The sequence below is a fragment of the Pseudomonas sp. T8 genome, assembly GCF_024610635.1.
GTDB classification, from domain to species: Bacteria; Pseudomonadota; Gammaproteobacteria; order Pseudomonadales; family Pseudomonadaceae; genus Aquipseudomonas; species Aquipseudomonas chlororaphis_I.
Genome location: NZ_CP102374.1, coordinates 6,327,405 through 6,344,161 on the forward strand (window position 1 = coordinate 6,327,405; position 16,757 = coordinate 6,344,161).

The window sequence follows — 16,757 nt, forward strand, 5'->3', positions numbered from 1 at the left end:
AGGGTGACTCTTGAGTCTTACACGGCATGCGCAGCTTTGGAGCATGGGTCTTTGCGGATGCACTTAGAGGCAGACCCATGACCCAGGAAATCGGCGGCTTCGCCGCTCTTGAACTTCATCCCAATATTGTCGCTGCAGTAGTCGCTACCGGCTATGAAGAGCCTTCGGCCATTCAGCAGCAGTCGATCCCGATCATCCTCGCCGGTCACGATATGATTGGCCAGGCGCAAACCGGTACCGGTAAGACCGCCGCGTTCGCCCTGCCTATCCTGCACCGCATTGATCCGTCCAAGCGCGAGCCGCAAGCTCTGATCCTGGCCCCAACCCGTGAGTTGGCGCTGCAAGTTGCAACCGCTTTCGAAACCTACGCCAAGCAAATGCCGGGCGTAACTGTTGTGGCTGTCTACGGCGGCGCGCCGATGGGCCCACAACTGAAAGCAATCCGTAATGGCGCACAGATCGTTGTCGCCACTCCGGGCCGTCTGTGCGACCACCTGCGTCGCGACGAAAAAGTCCTGGCTACGGTGAACCACCTGGTTCTCGACGAAGCCGACGAAATGCTCAAGCTGGGCTTCATGGATGACCTGGAAGTGATCTTCAAGGCCATGCCGGAAACCCGCCAGACCGTACTGTTCTCGGCCACCTTGCCGCAGTCGATCCGTGCGATCGCCGAGCGTCACCTGAAGGACCCGAAACACGTCAAGATCCAGAGCAAGACCCAGACCGTCACCGCGATCGAACAGGCTCACCTGTTGGTTCACGCTGACCAGAAGACTTCTGCCGTTCTCAGCCTGCTGGAAGTGGAAGATTTCGACGCCCTGATCATGTTCGTGCGCACCAAGCAAGCGACCCTGGACCTGGCCAGTGCCCTGGAAGCCAAAGGCTACAAGGCCGCTGCGCTGAACGGCGACATCGCCCAGAACCAGCGTGAGCGCGTGATCGACTCCCTCAAGGATGGTCGCCTGGACATCGTTGTGGCGACCGACGTTGCCGCCCGTGGCCTGGACGTACCGCGCATCACCCACGTATTCAACGTGGACATGCCGTACGACCCGGAATCCTACGTGCACCGTATCGGCCGTACCGGCCGTGCCGGTCGCGAAGGTCGTGCGCTGCTGCTGGTGACTCCACGCGAGCGCCGCATGCTGCAAGTGATCGAGCGTGTAACCGGTCAGAAGGTGGCCGAGGTTCGTCTGCCGGACGCCCAAGCCGTTCTCGATGCGCGCATCAAGAAGCTGACCAACAGCCTGTCGCCGCTGGTGGCTGACGCTGAATCGACCCACGGTGATCTGCTCGATCGCCTGACCGCCGATATCGGTTGCAGCCCGCGTGCCCTGGCCGCGGCCCTGCTGCGCAAGGCCACCAACGGTCAGGCGCTGAACCTGGCAGCGATCGAGAAGGAACGCCCACTGGTGCCGAACAGCGCGCCACGTGGCGACCGTCCCGAGCGTTCCGGCGATCGTCCTGATCGCGGCGAGCGTGAGCGTCGTGCACCGATGCCTCTGGCTGAAGGTCGTGCCCGTTGCCGTACCGCGCTGGGCGCGCGTGACGGTATCGCGGCCAAGAACCTGCTGGGCGCCATCCTCAACGAAGGCGGCCTGGCCCGCGAAGCCATCGGTCGCATCCAGGTGCGTGACAGCTTCAGCCTGGTCGAGCTGCCGGAGGAAGGTCTGGAGCGTCTGCTGACCAAACTGAAGGACACTCGCGTGGCCGGCAAGCAGCTGAAGCTGCGTCGTTATCGCGAAGACTGATCGGCGCTGAGCTGATCGGTTGAACGAAAAAATCCCCGCCTGGTGCGGGGATTTTTTTTGCCTGGTGTTTTGATCCGGTAGGGCTCGCCAGGCTTCATGCCCGACAGTGGCATCAACCGAAGCGATAGATATCCATGCCCAGCGCGCCCATGGTGAAGCCTTGATGGGCGATGCTGAAGTCGCCGCCGGCGCCTCTGGCGAAATACAGCGGCAGCAGGTGTTCATCGCTGGGATGGCTGCGCACGGCATTCGGTGCCTGGCGACGGTAATCGTGCAGCGCGGCTTCGTCGTTGGCGGCGAGTTTCTCGATCATCCAGTCGCGAAAAGCCTTGGCCCAGGGCTCGACGCTTTCCGGGCCGGCGTGCCAGTCCAGTTCGCGCAGGTTGTGGGTAATGCTGCCCGAGCCGATCAATAGCACCCCTTGTTGTCGCAGGCTGGACAGGGCATGGCCGACCTGAGTCTGCAAGGCCGGGCCCATTCGGCTGGGCAGGGAAACCTGGACCACCGGAATGTCCGCCTGTGGGTACATCAGCGACAGCGGCACCCAGACCCCATGGTCGAACGGGCGCTGGTCGTCGAGCTGCGCCGGCAGGCCGTCGGCCCTGAGCAGCTGTGCCACCTGTTCCGCCAGTTCAGGCTGGCCGGGGGCCGGGTATTGCACGGCGAACAGCGCCGCGGGGAAACCACCGAAGTCATGCCAGGTTTGCGGTTGTGGGTTGCTACTGACCCGCAGGTCCTGGCTTTCCCAGTGGGCCGATACCACCACTATGGCCTTGGGACGTGGCAGCTCGGCGGCCAGGCGGGTGAGGGCCGGGCCGCTGGCGCCGGGTTCCAGGGCAAGCATCGGCGATCCATGGGAGATGAACAGGCTAGGGAGCATGAATGAGGTCCTGAGCGTTAAGATGCACCATCTTCAATCAGATCATTGATCTAAATCTAATATAAGTTTTTGTGGTTTTTGATCGAATTTCAGGGTGATTTATGCAGCCAGAGTTTTGGCACAAACGGTGGGAGCAGAATCAGATCGGCTTCCATTTGTCCGAGGTTAATCCTTATCTGCAGCGCTACTGGCCCCAACTGGAGCTGGCGCCGGGTTCGCGGGTGCTGGTGCCGCTGTGCGGCAAGAGCCTGGACCTGAGCTGGCTGGCCAGTCAGGGCCATCAGGTGCTGGGTATCGAGTTGTCGGAGAAGGCCATCCAGGACTTTTTCAGCGAACAGCAGTTGCAGCCGCAGGTCAGCCTTCGAGGTGGGTTCAAGGTCTATGAGTACGGTCCGATCCAGCTCTGGTGCGGCGATTTTTTTGCCCTGCGGGCCACGGATGTCGCCGACTGCCAGGCGTTGTACGACCGGGCGGCGTTGATCGCCTTGCCGCCGGAGATGCGCGAGCGGTATGCGGCGCATTTGCAGTCCATTCTGCCCCAGGGCTGCCAGGGGCTGCTGATCACCCTGGATTACGATCAGGCGTTGATGGCGGGGCCGCCTTTCGCGGTGCTCGATGACGAGGTCAAGGCCTTGCTCGGTAAACGCTGGCAGCTGCGGGTCGAGGAGGAGCGGGACATTCTTGGCGAGAGCTGGAAGTTTCTCCAGGGCGGCGTGACCCGCCTCGAAGAGCGGGTCTATCGCTTGCTGGCACCCTGAGTTCCGGTTTTCACGGGCAATAAAAAAGGGCGACCTGGGTCGCCCTTTTTTGTGTTGCGCCAGCGTTATCCGCGACGACGACTCAGTGCGTCGATACGCTCTTCCAGCGGCGGGTGGCTCATGAACATGCGAGCCAGGCCTTGCTTGAGGCCACCGTTGATGCCGAAGGCATTCAGGGTGTCGGGCATGTGCACCGGCAGGCCCTGTTCCGAGCGCAGGCGTTGCAGGGCGCCGATCATTGCCGCGGTACCGGCCAGTTGCGCGCCGGCTTCGTCGGCACGGAATTCGCGCTTGCGCGAGAACCACATGACGATGGCGCTGGCCAGGATGCCCAGGACCAGTTCGGCGAAGATGGTCGCGATGTAGTAGGCGATACCCTGGCCTTCTTCGTTCTTGAAAATCACCTTGTCGACGAAGTTGCCGATGATGCGCGCAAAGAACATCACGAAGGTGTTCACCACGCCCTGGATCAGCGCCAGGGTAACCATGTCGCCGTTGGCCACGTGACCGATCTCGTGGGCCAGCACGGCTTTCACTTCATCGGGCGAGAAGCGCTCGAGCAGGCCCTGGCTCACCGCGACCAGTGCGTCGTTCTTGTTCCAGCCGGTGGCGAAGGCGTTGGCCTCGTAGGCCGGGAAAATACCGACTTCTGGCATCTTGATCCCGGCTTCGCGGGACAGTTGCTCGACGGTTTGCAGCAGCCATTGCTCATGACGAGTACGAGGCTGAGTAATGATCTGGGTGCTGGTGCTCATTTTCGCCATCCACTTGGAGATGAACAGCGAGAACAGGGAGCCGGCGAAACCAAAGACCGCACAGAAAACCAGCAGCTGATTGAGGTTGAGATCAACCCCATTGGCCGCCATGAACCCGTTGAAGCCGAAAAGGCTCAGGGTGATGCTGGCAATCAGCACGACCGCCAGGTTAGTGGCCAAGAACAGCAGGATGCGCATCATGGTTGTAGAAATCTCCTCATGCTAAAGATGTAGCGTTCTGCGGGGTATATAAGGTGCGGCACCGGCCTATTCAACCGGGTGACTATTTCAAACTGTGTCCTGCAGGCTGATTTTAGACGCTTGCATGAGCTTTCTGTCGCAGGTGGGGAAGGCACCGGAAGCTGACCAGCGCTTCAGAGGCGTGTTACCACTGGGCACGAGGTGCAAGGCAAAGATACAGAAGGGTAGGCGCAGCAGGGAGTACAGAAGTGTTGCTGAATTAATCGCAGTGCGACCCGGGGCGGTCGCACTGCGTCGCAAGGCTTACTGGCGATACGACTTGAGGAAGCTGCCGATACGGCCGATCGCCTGTTCCAGGTCATCGACCCGTGGCAATGTCACGACACGGAAGTGGTCCGGCCATGGCCAGTTGAAGGCGGTGCCCTGAACCACCAACAGTTTCTCCGAGAGCAGCAGGTCCAGGACGAACTTCTCATCGTTGTGGATCGGGCAGACTTTCGGGTCGATTTTCGGGAAGGCGTACAGTGCGCCCATGGGCTTGACGCAGCTGACGCCGGGGATGTCGTTGAGCAGTTCCCAGGTGCGGTTGCGCTGTTCCAGCAGGCGGCCCGGCGGCAGCACCAGGTCGTTGATGCTCTGATAGCCGCCCAGCGCGGTTTGGATGGCGTGCTGGCTCGGCACGTTGGCGCACAGGCGCATGTTGGCCAGCATGTCGATGCCTTCGATGTAGCTCTGGGCGTGGTGCTTGGGACCGGAAATGGCCACCCAGCCGGAACGGAAACCGGCCACCCGGTAGGACTTGGACAGGCCGTTGAAGGTCAGGCACAGCAGGTCCGGCGCCAGGGAGGCGGTGCAGACGTGCACAGCGTCATCGTAGAGGATCTTGTCGTAGATCTCGTCGGAGAACACCACCAGGTTGTGCTGGCGCGCCAGTTCGAGCATCTCCAGCAACACTTCCTTGGGGTATACCGCGCCGGTCGGGTTGTTCGGGTTGATGATCACCAGGGCCTTGGTGTTCGGGGTGATCTTGGCCTTGATGTCGGCGATGTCCGGCCACCAGTTGGCCTGCTCGTCGCACAGGTAGTGCACCGGGTTGCCGCCGGCCAGGCTCACGGCCGCGGTCCACAGCGGGTAGTCCGGAGCCGGTACCAGCACTTCGTCACCGTTGTTGAGCAGGGCCTGCATGGCCATGACGATCAGTTCGGAAACGCCGTTGCCCAGGTAGATGTCTTCGATGCCGACGCCTTCCACCTGCTTTTGCTGGTAGTACTGCATGACTGCCTTGCGGGCGCTGAACAGGCCCTTGGAGTCGCTGTAGCCCTGTGCGGTCGGCAGGTTGCGGATCACGTCCTGGAGAATTTCGTCCGGCGCTTCGAAACCAAAAGGCGCCGGGTTGCCGATGTTCAGCTTGAGGATGCGATGGCCTTCCTCTTCCAGGCGTTTGGCGTGCTTGAGCACTGGGCCGCGAATGTCATAACAGACGTTGGCGAGCTTGTTCGATTTGCTGACCTGCATGGCGATGTGTTCCCGAAAATGAACGATCCAGACGGTGAGTGAGCTACCGTACTGGGAATCCTGCGTTTGCACACAGGCCTGAAGCCTGGGTTCGCGGCGGCAAAATCCGTTTGAACCCGTGTAACACGGCTGCCAGACTGGCGTCTAACGAGGCGCAATCATACGTGCCGCCCGATCCGTGGAAAAGATACAGATCGGGCTTTTTCAGTTGCAGAGGAAGGACCATGGAAAAGCTGGAAAAAACCCTTGAAGAATGGCGTGCCATGCTCGATCCGGAGCAGTACAACGTCTGCCGCCTCAAAGGCACCGAACGGCCGTTCTCGGGCAAGTACAACGCCACCAAGACCGACGGTGTGTATCACTGCATCTGCTGCAATGCGCCACTGTTCGACTCCAAGGCCAAATTCGACTCCGGTTGTGGCTGGCCGAGCTTCTACGAGCCGATCGGCGAGAGCGCCATGGTCGAGATCCGTGACCTGAGCCACGGCATGATCCGCACCGAAGTGGTCTGCGCCAAATGCGATGCGCACCTGGGGCATGTATTTCCGGACGGTCCGCCGCCGACCGGCCTGCGCTACTGCATCAACTCGGTGTGCCTGGACCTGGTTCCACGCTGATCGTAGTGGGCGCCCAAGGCGATTTTTCGAAATCGCTTTTTGGCTAATTAAATTGCACACAATTTAATTGAACGCTATTTTTGTCGCACCTTTCGTTTCTGGAGTCCGCGCCATGAGTGACACATTGCTGAACATTCCGTGCACCACCATCAAGGGTGAGCAAAAGACCCTGGCCGACTTCGCCGGCAAGGCCGTGCTGGTGGTCAACACCGCGAGCAAGTGCGGTTTCACCCCGCAGTACAAGGGCCTGGAAGAACTGTGGCAGACCTACAAGGACCGGGGCCTGGTGGTGCTGGGCTTTCCCTGCAATCAGTTCGGCAAGCAGGAGCCGGGCAACGAAGGGGCGATTTCCGAGTTCTGCGAGCTGAACTACGGCGTCAGCTTTCCGCTGTTCAAGAAGATCGACGTCAATGGCGCCGAGGCGCATCCACTGTTCGTGCAGTTGAAAAAACGCGCGCCGGGGGTATTGGGTTCCCAGGGCATCAAGTGGAACTTCACCAAGTTCCTGATCGGCAAGGACGGCGCGCTGGTCAAGCGTTTCGCCCCGGCCACCAAACCCCAGGACCTGACCCGCGAGATCGAAGCCCTGCTCCAATGACCGACCTGTCCGCCGATTCGCTGAAACTCGACAGCCAGTTGTGCTTCAAGCTGTACGCCGCCTCGCGGGCCGTAGTGCGGGGCTACAAGCCGATGCTCGACCAGTTGGGACTGACCTATCCGCAGTACCTGGTGATGTTGGTGCTCTGGGAATGGCAGGCCACGCCGCCAGAGCTGCCGACGGTCAAGGCACTAGGGGAGCGCCTGGCGCTGGATTCCGGGACCCTGACACCGCTGCTCAAGCGCCTTGAACAGCTGCAACTGGTGCAGCGCCAGCGTTCGTCCCGCGACGAGCGCGAGGTGCACCTGAGCCTGAGCGAGGCCGGCCTGGCCCTGCGCGATCAGGTACCACCGCTCAAGGCAGCGTTGTTATGCGACAGCGGTGTCGACCTCGACAGCCTGAGCGAATTGCGCAATGGCCTGGACCGTCTGCTGGCTCAGGTCAAAGCGCTGTCGTAGTCGGCACCCAGAGGTCCAAGAGGGCGATCAGCTCTTCACGGCGGAAGGGTTTGGCCAGGTAGTCGCTCATGCCCGCGGCCCGGCAGCGCTCGCGCTCTTCGGGCATGGCATTGGCGGTCAGGGCGACGATCGGCAGGTCCGGCCAGCGGCCGCTGCGGCGGATCTGCCGGCTGGCCTCGTAGCCATCCATCACCGGCATGTTGCAGTCCATCAGCACCAGGTCGAAATGCTGGTGCTCCAGCACGTCCAGGGCTTCGGCGCCCTGGGAGGCGACCGTCACTTCGCAGCCGAGCTTGCTCAGCATGCCTTTGGCCACCAACTGGTTCACCGGGTTGTCCTCCACCAGCAGGATGAAGGCGCGGCGCAGGGGCGCCAGGGTTTCCAACTGGGTTTCATTGATCACCGCGGTTTCGGCCAGCAGGGCCCGGCGCAGGGTCTGATACAGGGCGTTGCGCGCCAATGGCCGCGCCTGTTGCTGCAACGGCGCCAGGGCGCTGGCTTCTTCGCTGGGCAGGAAACTGCCGTAGGCGGTGACCAGCAGAATCGGCGCGCTGATGCTCGGGCGCAGGCCGAACAGGCATTCCGGGCAGTCGGTGATCAACAGGTCCGGCTTCTGCCCGAGCAGTGATTCATCGAGATCGCAGCGCCGATATTCCAGCCCCCAGAACGGCAACTGCACGCTCAGCAGTTCGGCCAGCCCGCTGCCTTCGGAGGTAATGGCCAGGACCTGGCCGTGCAGAGGCGACGGTGGGCTGGCAGGCGTGTGGCAGGGCAGCGGCAGGTCGGCACAGAACTGGCTGCCAAACCCCACTTCCGAGCTGATGCTCAGGCGCCCCTGCATGGCTTCGCAGAGGTTGTAGGTCAGCGCCAGGCCCAGGCCGGTGCCGCCGTATTGCCGGGTGATCCCGGCGCCGGCCTGGGTATAGGGCTGGAAGATCTTCACCTGGGCCTCGCGGGCGATGCCGATGCCGGTGTCGCAGACTTCGATCCTGACCCCGTCTTCGAGCCTACGCAGGCGCACATCGACACGGCCGAAGCGGGTGAACTTGAGGGCGTTGGACAGCAGGTTGCTGACGATCTGCCGCACGCGCGTGGGGTCGCCGAGGACCAGCGCCGGGAACTCCGGCTCGATCAGGCAGGCCAGCTCGACACTCGGCGCGGCGTTCTGCGACAGCAGGTTGGCGGTGTCCTCCACCAGCACCCCGAGGTCGAAGGGGATGCGCTCCAGCTCCAACTGGCCGGCGTCGAACTTGGACATGTCGAGAATATCGTTGAGCAGCTCCACCAGCACTTTGCCGGAGTCGTGGGCGATCGACAGTTGCTGGCGTTGTTCGGCGTTCAGCGGACTGTCCAGCGACAGGGCGATCATGCCCAGCAAGCCATTGAGCGGCGTGCGGATTTCATGGCTCATGTTGGCCAGGAAAGCGGCTCGCGCCTGGGCCATGTCGAGGGCGGTACTACGAGCGATTTCCAGCTCTTCGTTGGACTGGCTCAGCCGGTCGTTGATCGCCTTGAGCTCGGTGGTGCGCGCCGAGACGATATTTTCCAGCTGCCCGAGGTAGTCGGTCAGGCGGTTTTCGGCATTGCGCCGTTGCTGGATCTCGGTGGCCATGTTGTCGAACTGCTGGTTGGCGACCTTGACCAGTACGCCGATCTCGTCCTGTTCGTGGCTGGGCGGAAAGTCCAGTCGCGTCTGGTCGGGGTTGCGCGGATCGCGGCCGCTGAGCTCGCGAATGACGCCGACCAGGGGTTTGGTCAGCATCACGTAGAACAGCGCCAGGAGCAGCCCGGTGAGGATTAGGCTGCGCATGAAACCGTTGATCAGGGTGATTTCCGCACGGCGCAGGAAGCGGCTGCCGAACGAGTAGGTGTCGACTTCCAGGTGCAGGACGCCGAGGGATTCCGAGGGCAGGTGATCGAGGTACAGGCGGTCCTGGAACTCGCGCTTGGCGCCGAACAGGAAGTCGCTGAGCATCCGGTAGGGGCTTTGCTGGGCCGGTCGGGTGACGTTGGCCAGCAAAGTGTCGTTGTTGTCGATCAGCCGGGCGCGGATGATCGCCGGCGAGCGCAGCAGGCCGAGCGTCAGCTCCTGGGCGAGCTCGGAGTCGATGTTGTAGGCGATACGCGAGGCCGGATTGTGGCTGATTTCCAGGAGCGCGTTGATTTCCCGGTTGATGGAGGCATCTTCGCTGGCATAATCGATGCCGATTTGCAGCAGACTGAGCGCCGTCCCCAGGACAAACCCGACCAGCACAGTGAGCCTGGCTTGCTTGTAAGACAGGCGGTTGGTGAACTTGATGTCCATGGGGTGTTGAACCAATTTCCGTTTCCCTTCGCTGGGCAAGCATAGCTGATCGTCAGTGTGTTCCGGCAGGGCCCGGCGCCGTTCGCCTGCGGTAGACCTGGGCGGCGGAAGGTCGTTTCGTCTGCGTGCCACATCATTACTGGGAACCTGCCCGAGGAGAAGTCGTGGAATCTCGATTGAATGCTTTTCTTGAACGCGCCGACGCGGTTCTGGCGCGTATCGAGCCGCTGTTGCCTGCGCCGCGACAAGCCATCGACTGGAGCCAATGCCTGGCCGCGCGCTGGCAGCGTGAAGGCCGCAGCGGTTTTCTGCTGCCGCTGGAGGTCAGCCTGGACATGCGCTTGTCCGACCTGATCGGCGTCGACAACCAGCGCGACCAGTTGGGGCGCAATACCCGGCAGTTTCTCGATGGCCTGCCGGCCAACCACGCCTTGTTGTGGGGCTCGCGCGGCACCGGTAAATCGTCGCTGGTCCGCGCGCTGCTGGCCGAGCATGCCGAGCATGGCCTGCGCCTGATCGAAATCGAGCGCGATCACCTGGCCGACCTGCCGCGGGTGGTGGAGCAACTGGTCAAGCTGCCGCAGCGTTTCGTGCTGTTCTGCGACGACCTGTCGTTCGAGTCGGGCGAGGGCGACTACCGGGTACTCAAGAGCGTGCTCGACGGCTCGCTGGAGCAGGCCCCGGACAACGTGCTGCTGTATGCCACCTCCAACCGCCGGCACCTGGTGCCGGAGAAGGAAAGCGACAACGAGAACTGGAAGCGCGTCGATGGCGAGCTGCACCCGAGCGAGGCAGTGGAAGACAAGATTGCCCTGTCGGACCGCTTCGGCCTGTGGCTGTCGTTCTATCCCTTCACCCAGGAGCATTACCTGAACGTGGTCGAGCACTGGATCGGCGAGTTGGGAAGCAAGGCTGGCCTGCAATGGCAGCGTGACGAAGCCCTGGACATCCTCGCCGTGCGCTGGGCCACCGGCCGCGGCAATCGCAATGGTCGCTGCGCGTATCAGTTCGCGCGCTACTGGGTAGGTTTGCAGTTGTTGGAGCAAAAAGCATGATCGATCTGCAGAACACCGGCAAAGGCCTGGACGGCTATGCCTTGCTGTGCGCCCAGCTGGAATCGTTGCTGGCCGACGAGCGTGATTTCATCGCCAACGCCGCGCAATTCTCGGCGTTTCTGTTCAATCAGCTGGACGACTTGAACTGGGCTGGGTTCTACCTCAATCGCAACGAGGAACTGGTGCTCGGCCCGTTCCAGGGCCAGATCGCCTGTGTGCGCATTCCCTTCGGGCGTGGCGTGTGCGGTGCGGCCGCGGCGAGCCTGCAGACCCAGCGGGTCGAGGATGTGCACGCGTTCCCCGGGCATATCGCCTGCGACAGCGCTTCCAACAGTGAGCTGGTGGTGCCCCTGGTCAAGGCTGGACGGCTGATCGGCGTGCTGGACCTGGACAGCCCGAAAATCGCCCGCTTCACCCTCGAGGATCAGGCCGGCATCGAGCGCCTGGCGGCAATTTTCCTGCGCCTGACCGACTGCTGAACCCGCGTCAGGCCCTGAGCCCGGCCTTGCCCAGCACGCCCTCGGGGTCTACTCCATCGATCTGCTGCGGTTCCATGAAGCGGTCGGCGTACTGCTGGTAGATCCCGGTCTGGATAAACAGCTCGAACAGCTGTGGATCGATATGGGCATCGCGGCACATGGTCGCCATGATGCCCAGCGCTTCGCTCAGGGTCTTGCCCTTCTTGTAGGGGCGATCGGCCGCGGTCAGCGCTTCGAAGATATCGGCGATCGCCATCATCCGCGCCGGCAGGCTCATCTGCTCCCGTTTCAGCTGCCTGGGATAACCGGTGCCATCCATTTTCTCGTGATGGCCGCCGGCGATCTCGGTGATGCTGTTCAAGTGGCTGGGGAAGGGCAGGTGGCTGAGCATCCGGATGGTCTGCACCATGTGGTGATTGATCACGTAGCGCTCTTCACGGGTCAGGGTGCCTTTGCCGATTTTCAGGTTGTACAGCTCGCCACGGTTGTACTTGTAGGGCGGCACATCGAGCTTGAAGCCCCAGGGATTGTCCGCCGGAATCAGCTCGCAAGGGTTGCGTTCGATCAGATGCTCGGGCTTGTCGGCCAGCAGCGGTTCGATGACCGGCAGGGGCGCCGCCGGGGTACGTTGCTGGCGGCGGTTTTCTTCCCAGGACACGCCCAGGCGATCGTCCAGGGTGCGGCTCCAGGTGCGTTGGGCAATTCGTTCCAGGTGTTGCAGATCGGCCTCGGCCATGGCTTCGCTGCCGAGGTTGCAGCGGGCGATAAAGGCAAAGTCGTCGTCCAGTTCCGCCAGGCCGGCATCGCGGATCGCCGCCAGCGAAGCCTCATCGCCACCCTGGGCACGAGCCTGCCAATAGTCGATCCAGAGATCGCGCTTGAGCACCTCGAAGCGGGTGCGGATCTCGTGGATGCGGTCGTTCAGGGTTTCCAGCTTGGTGGCCTTGTCCACCACGTACTCGGGGGTCGTGATCTTGCCGCAATCGTGCAGCCAGGCCGCGATATGCAACGCCTCCCACTCGTCCTCGGTGGGCTGGTAGGCGCTGAACGGCGGTTGCTGGCTGGCCGCGGCGGCCTGGGCCAGCATCAGGGTCAGCGCCGGCACCCGCTGGCAATGCCCGCCGGTGTACGGGCTCTTGGCATCGATCGCCCCGGCCAGCAGTTGGATGAAGGCGTCGAGCAATTGTTTTTGCCGGTTCTGCAAGCGCTGGCTGTCGATGCTGACCGCCGCGGCGCCGGAGACTGCCTGCAAGAAAGCGATGCGGTCCGGGCGCAGCTTTTCCAGGTCGGCTTCCTGGCCGCTGTCGGCCAACAGCAGGACAAGGATGCCGACGGTTTCGTTGTGACGATTGTGCAGGCGGATACCGATCAGATGGACGCTGGGGCAATTCATGGCCAGCAGCACGCTTTGCAGGTCGGCCGCCTGCTCGAACCCCAGGGTCGTGACCACGTTCTCGCTGTTCGCCAGTTGCCGCAGCCACACCGGGCTTGCGTCGTGCTGGGCATCCTGGCTCCGTATGTCGAATGCCGGCAGGTCCTGGACATTGCCGGCGATGATCAGGCCGTGAGGCTCCAGGCTCATGCCTTCGTTTTCCCGCAGGTAGATCAGCCCGGCCTGGGCCTGGCCGATCTTCATGGTTTCAAACAGCACCCGTTGCAGCAGCGGGTCGAAGCGGGTTTCCGCGGAAAGGCTGGCGGTGATTTCAAAAAAGCTGGCCAGGGTGTCTTTCATGCGGGCCATCGACACGCTCAACTGGTCGACTTCCAGCACCGGCGAGCGGCGGGTCAGCGGGTAGTTGAAATCGAAGCTGCGGACGGCGTCGGCTTCCTGCACCAGGGCGCGCAACGGCCTGACCAGCACCCGTGAGGTCAGCCAGCCGAGTGGCAGGCACAGCAGCAGAATGCTCAGGGTGATCAGCGCGCCTTGCCAGCGCATGCGATAGGCGTCCGCCAGCAACTCGTCCTCGGGCACCAGCAGCGCCAGCTGCAAGCCACGGGGCCCACCTTCCTGCAGATGACGACTGGCAACTATCCATTGGCGATCCTTGAGTCGCAGGCGATTACCCTGGGCCTTGCCCTGCAACAGCGCATCGAGGGCCGGGTTCAGGTCGTTGGCGCGGATCAGCCGGGCACTCTGTTCTTCGACGATCAGGCGACGGCTGTCCGGATAAGCCACGGCATGGCCATTGCCATCCACCAGGGCGATTTCAGTGCTGGGCGTGACCCGATGCTTGGCCAGGGTGGCCGAGAGTTGTTCCAGGGTCAGGTCGGCGCCCATCACCGCGTTATGGCCACTGCGGCGGGCGAGGGTGGTACCGACGTTGCGGGTGGAGAAAAAGACGTACGGCTCGGTGGTGATCTGATCGGTATCGGCCTTGGCGTTGGCAAACCAGTTGCGGCTGCTCGGGTCGTAGGCTTCCTGGGAATTGTCCCGGCGGCTGACCAGGGCGAGGTCGGCGTCGTAGAACAGCGACTGTGAATGCAGTTGCCCGGTATGGCGGTCGCGCTCGATGCTCCAGACTTCATAGGCCGCGGGTCCGGGGGCCTGGCGGGCCTCCTTCAAGGCCTGGCTGCGCAAGGGCCGGACCATGAAAAAGTCCCCGTCGGCATAACCCACATAGAGGGAAGCCAACTCGGGATTGTCCTTGAGCGATTGGCTGAAAGGCCCGAGCAGCGCCAGGCGTTGCCCCAGATCGGTGGCCTGGACGGCCGGATTGCCCACCAGCAGGCTGAGCAGATGGCGAATCGGTTCGTAGGTCGCTTTCAGGTCCAGCTGCACGTCCTGTTCGATGCGCTGGAACAGTTTTTCGCTGCTGGAAAGGATGATGCGGGTGGTCTGCTGGTAATTGAAAACGCCCAGCACCACGCCGGTCAGCAGAAGCAGGCAAGTGAACATCACGCTGATATGCACATGGAGAGGAAATCGGCGTTTATCGAACGACAGCGTGCTCGGCATTACAGCTCTCTCCAGGGGGCGCGTGATGCGCAGCTCAACGTCTCAGCATAGTTAAGGCAGGTGCATTGTGCTCAGGGGAGGCGGCTCCGGGGGCGTTGCGAATTGCAGTCTGATGGAGACTCGCCATGAGGCTTTTGCGGCCGACTGACAGGATAGTGGCTTTTTGATATTTATCTGGCAACTAGCGGCAAACACAAGCTGTTGCGTTGGTGATGGGGCTCAGGTCAGGGGCGCGCTGGGCTGTTGATCGATCTGCCACAGCAGGGCCCGTTCGAGCTTGAGCATGGCCTGTTCCAGGGCGGTTCTGCGCTGCGTCAGGGTTTGCCTGTCCGCGTCTTCCAGAACGGCCTGCTCAAGGGCTTCGCACTGCGCTTCAAGGTCTTTGGCCTGCACCATCAGCGCCGAGCCCTTGATCTTGTGGGCCAGTTCCGCGAGTGCTCGGGGCGGTGGCTCGCAGGGCAGGGCCATCAGTTGCTGGCGGTCCCGATAGCTGCAATGCAGCAGTTCGGTGAGGATGCGCAGGGCGAACTGCGGTTTGCCACGGGACAGGGTGCGCAGCGCTTTCAGGCTGAACACGCCATTCCAGGGCCGCGGTTGCAGGCCAGCCAGTTTGTGACTGAGGGTCGCCAGGCTGACAGGCTTGAACAGGCAGTCATCGATGCCGGCCTGTTCGCACTGCTGTCTCTCTTGCGGTCGGGGGCTGGCGGTCACCCCCAATACCCGGCAGGCCGCGCGGGACTCCAGGCGTTCATGCTCGCGGATGGCGCGGATCAGCTCGTAGCCGTGCATGCCCGGCATGTTGCAATCGACGATGAGCAGGTCGAAGAACCCCTTGCACCAGAGCTCGAAGCCTTGCTCGACGTCTTCGGCGGTGCGGCAGCGGTGCCCGAGAAAATGCAGTTGTTCCCCCAGCAGCAGGCGGTCCGCCGAATGATCGTCAATCACCAGTACGTTCAAGGCCCGGGTGGCAGGGGCAATGAGTGGCTCGACGAGGGTCGCGGGTTTTCGCGCGGGCTGACAGGCCAGCGGCAACAGGACCCGTACTTCCGTGCCTATGCCCGGCTGGCTGGCCAGTTGCAGCGTGCCTTGCATGAGTTCGCAGAGGTGACGGCAAAGGGTCAGGCCCAGCCCGGCGCCGTCAGGCCGGGAAAGGGGGCGAGCCTGGGCCTGGAAGAAGGGTTCGAACAGCCTGTGCTGATCCTGCTCGTCGATGCCGATGCCGCTGTCCGTCACTTGCAGCATCAGTTGCACCTGTTGCGGCTGCGTGGCCGCTTGCAGGTCGAGATGGACCCTGATCTGGCCCTGTTCGGTGAACGTGATCGCGTTGTGCAGCAGGTTGCCCAGGACCTGCCTGAAACGCAGCGGGTCGAGCAGCACATCGACCGGCTCGAGGCTGGAGTGGAAGGTCGGCAGCAGCTTGAGATGCTTCTCCCGGACCTGGCTGTCGAACTCGCTGACAACGGTTTCGACAAGCAGGCGCGGGTCGAGCCATTCAGGCTTCAGCGCCAGGCTGCCTGATTCGATGCGGGCGATATCGAGGGTATCGTCGACCAGGGCCTGCATTGTCCGCGCCGAGCGATAAGCCATTTCAATGACCGGACCATCCTGGGACTGGCTGGCGGAGCGCTGCTGCAGCAGTTCCAGCGCACCGATCAACGCATTCATCGAGCGGCGCAGTTCGTGGCTGGTGCTGGCCAGGAATGCACTTTTCGCCCGGCAGGCCGCTTCGGCCTGTTGCCGGGCGGCCTCGAGGCTGTCGCTGAGCCGATGGCGTTCGCTGATATCGACCCAGCCGCCGATGATGCCCCGGACCTCGCCGTTCGCGTCCCGATAGGGCAGGACCCAGTGCTGGACGGTCAGTTCCTGCCCGTTCAGGCGCAGTGGCCGGTCACGCAGCAGCGGGCGGCCTTGCGCCATGACCCGCTGGTAGTCAGCGTGATATTCGCGGGCCTGCCCGGGATCGTCCATGACGCCCTGCAACAGGGTTTTGCCGATGAGCGCTTCGCGGTGGGCGGCGAGACTTTCCAGGTAACTGGCATTGCAGCTTTGCAGCAAGCCCTGGCGGTCGCGCACGTAAGTCGGATGCGGCACGCCGTCGATCCAGGCCTGCATGAATGCGAGCTGCTGCCCAAGATCATGCGCGGCCTGTTGCTGGCGGGCCAGGCGTAGGTGCAGCCAGGCATTCCAGCCCAGGGACGCCAGCAGCGGCACGCCAAGCCCCAGGCCAGCGAGCAGGAGCAGCCCGCGATGGCCGTTATCGAGAGGTGGGTCGGCAGCCGATTCAAGACAAGGCGCGGTGCCAGTGCACTGAGGGGCGGATGTTATTCCGGACTCTCGTTGCCCGGCCTCGACCAGGCCAAGAAACAGTACCGCCAGAACGGTCGTGGCCGTCAGGGTTAAATAATAAGAAATGTGTTTGAACATCCTGT

The 16,757-nt window shown here is 62.7% G+C and carries 12 protein-coding genes and 1 pseudogene; 7 read left to right on the plus strand and 6 right to left on the minus strand.

Going from position 1 to position 16,757, the window contains the following annotated elements; translation table 11 throughout:
* The first annotated feature begins 43 nt into the window (after positions 1 to 43).
* Positions 44 to 1,751, plus strand: a pseudogene (locus NRG23_RS28955) (DEAD/DEAH box helicase).
* A gap of 112 nt (positions 1,752 to 1,863) precedes the next feature.
* Here the strand turns inward: NRG23_RS28955 and NRG23_RS28960 are convergent.
* Positions 1,864 to 2,631 carry a class III extradiol ring-cleavage dioxygenase gene (locus NRG23_RS28960; protein WP_124301947.1) on the minus strand — a complete coding sequence of 256 codons (768 nt, stop codon included), beginning with the start codon at positions 2,629 to 2,631 and terminating at the stop codon, positions 1,864 to 1,866.
* Positions 2,632 to 2,732: 101 nt separating this feature from the next.
* Here NRG23_RS28960 and NRG23_RS28965 point away from each other — a divergent pair, with 101 nt between their 5' ends.
* Complete coding sequence (locus NRG23_RS28965) at positions 2,733 to 3,389, plus strand: thiopurine S-methyltransferase (protein WP_257373108.1); 657 nt, start codon at positions 2,733 to 2,735, stop codon at positions 3,387 to 3,389.
* Between the two features lie 65 nt (positions 3,390 to 3,454).
* Here NRG23_RS28965 and htpX read toward each other — a convergent pair whose 3' ends face one another.
* Positions 3,455 to 4,345 (minus strand): protease HtpX, encoded by an 891-nt coding sequence (gene htpX / locus NRG23_RS28970; protein WP_007931437.1) that lies wholly within the window; start codon positions 4,343 to 4,345, stop codon positions 3,455 to 3,457.
* 303 nt (positions 4,346 to 4,648) lie between these two features.
* Positions 4,649 to 5,860 carry a pyridoxal phosphate-dependent aminotransferase gene (locus tag NRG23_RS28975; protein WP_009050115.1) on the minus strand — a complete coding sequence of 404 codons (1,212 nt, stop codon included), beginning with the start codon at positions 5,858 to 5,860 and terminating at the stop codon, positions 4,649 to 4,651.
* 224 nt (positions 5,861 to 6,084) lie between these two features.
* Between NRG23_RS28975 and msrB the strand changes: the two genes are divergently transcribed.
* The 3 genes from msrB to NRG23_RS28990 all read left to right on the plus strand — a co-directional run bounded on the left by msrB (position 6,085) and on the right by NRG23_RS28990 (position 7,533).
* Positions 6,085 to 6,477: a peptide-methionine (R)-S-oxide reductase MsrB gene (gene msrB / locus NRG23_RS28980; RefSeq protein ID WP_009050114.1), complete on the plus strand. Its 393-nt coding sequence runs from the start codon at positions 6,085 to 6,087 to the stop codon at positions 6,475 to 6,477.
* A gap of 112 nt (positions 6,478 to 6,589) precedes the next feature.
* Positions 6,590 to 7,075 carry a glutathione peroxidase gene (locus NRG23_RS28985; protein WP_009050113.1) on the plus strand — a complete coding sequence of 162 codons (486 nt, stop codon included), beginning with the start codon at positions 6,590 to 6,592 and terminating at the stop codon, positions 7,073 to 7,075.
* On the plus strand, positions 7,072 to 7,533 hold the full coding sequence (locus NRG23_RS28990) for a MarR family winged helix-turn-helix transcriptional regulator (protein WP_028683058.1): 462 nt from the start codon (positions 7,072 to 7,074) through the stop codon (positions 7,531 to 7,533). Before NRG23_RS28985 ends, NRG23_RS28990 begins: the two co-directional genes overlap by 4 nt.
* Here the strand turns inward: NRG23_RS28990 and NRG23_RS28995 are convergent.
* Complete coding sequence (locus tag NRG23_RS28995) at positions 7,517 to 9,838, minus strand: response regulator (RefSeq protein WP_009050111.1); 2,322 nt, start codon at positions 9,836 to 9,838, stop codon at positions 7,517 to 7,519. The two genes, NRG23_RS28990 and NRG23_RS28995, sit on opposite strands and share 17 nt — an antisense overlap.
* Before the next feature lie 164 nt (positions 9,839 to 10,002).
* Between NRG23_RS28995 and NRG23_RS29000 the strand changes: the two genes are divergently transcribed.
* Positions 10,003 to 10,893 carry an ATP-binding protein gene (locus NRG23_RS29000; RefSeq protein ID WP_009050110.1) on the plus strand — a complete coding sequence of 297 codons (891 nt, stop codon included), beginning with the start codon at positions 10,003 to 10,005 and terminating at the stop codon, positions 10,891 to 10,893.
* A complete protein-coding gene (locus NRG23_RS29005; protein ID WP_009050109.1) occupies positions 10,890 to 11,372 on the plus strand; it encodes a GAF domain-containing protein in 483 nt (160 codons plus the stop codon). Before NRG23_RS29000 ends, NRG23_RS29005 begins: the two co-directional genes overlap by 4 nt.
* 7 nt (positions 11,373 to 11,379) lie before the next feature.
* On the opposite strand, the gene NRG23_RS29010 is transcribed toward NRG23_RS29005, so the two are convergent.
* Positions 11,380 to 14,328: an HD domain-containing phosphohydrolase gene (locus NRG23_RS29010; RefSeq protein WP_257373109.1), complete on the minus strand. Its 2,949-nt coding sequence runs from the start codon at positions 14,326 to 14,328 to the stop codon at positions 11,380 to 11,382.
* 219 nt (positions 14,329 to 14,547) lie between these two features.
* A complete protein-coding gene (locus NRG23_RS29015) occupies positions 14,548 to 16,752 on the minus strand; it encodes an ATP-binding protein (RefSeq protein WP_103330998.1) in 2,205 nt (734 codons plus the stop codon).
* Positions 16,753 to 16,757: the final 5 nt, after the last annotated feature.

Bases quoted from the DNA above. Each gene is read 5' to 3' on its own strand.
- NRG23_RS28960 (WP_124301947.1), bottom strand. From the start codon at position 2,631: ATGCTCCCTAGCCTGTTCATCTCCCATGGATCGCCGATGCTTGCCCTG.
- NRG23_RS28965 (WP_257373108.1), top strand. From the start codon at position 2,733: ATGCAGCCAGAGTTTTGGCACAAACGGTGGGAGCAGAATCAGATCGGC.
- htpX (WP_007931437.1), bottom strand. From the start codon at position 4,345: ATGATGCGCATCCTGCTGTTCTTGGCCACTAACCTGGCGGTCGTGCTG.
- NRG23_RS28975 (WP_009050115.1), bottom strand. From the start codon at position 5,860: ATGCAGGTCAGCAAATCGAACAAGCTCGCCAACGTCTGTTATGACATT.
- msrB (WP_009050114.1), top strand. From the start codon at position 6,085: ATGGAAAAGCTGGAAAAAACCCTTGAAGAATGGCGTGCCATGCTCGAT.
- NRG23_RS28985 (WP_009050113.1), top strand. From the start codon at position 6,590: ATGAGTGACACATTGCTGAACATTCCGTGCACCACCATCAAGGGTGAG.
- NRG23_RS28990 (WP_028683058.1), top strand. From the start codon at position 7,072: ATGACCGACCTGTCCGCCGATTCGCTGAAACTCGACAGCCAGTTGTGC.
- NRG23_RS28995 (WP_009050111.1), bottom strand. From the start codon at position 9,838: ATGGACATCAAGTTCACCAACCGCCTGTCTTACAAGCAAGCCAGGCTC.
- NRG23_RS29005 (WP_009050109.1), top strand. From the start codon at position 10,890: ATGATCGATCTGCAGAACACCGGCAAAGGCCTGGACGGCTATGCCTTG.
- NRG23_RS29010 (WP_257373109.1), bottom strand. From the start codon at position 14,328: ATGCCGAGCACGCTGTCGTTCGATAAACGCCGATTTCCTCTCCATGTG.
- NRG23_RS29015 (WP_103330998.1), bottom strand. From the start codon at position 16,752: ATGTTCAAACACATTTCTTATTATTTAACCCTGACGGCCACGACCGTT.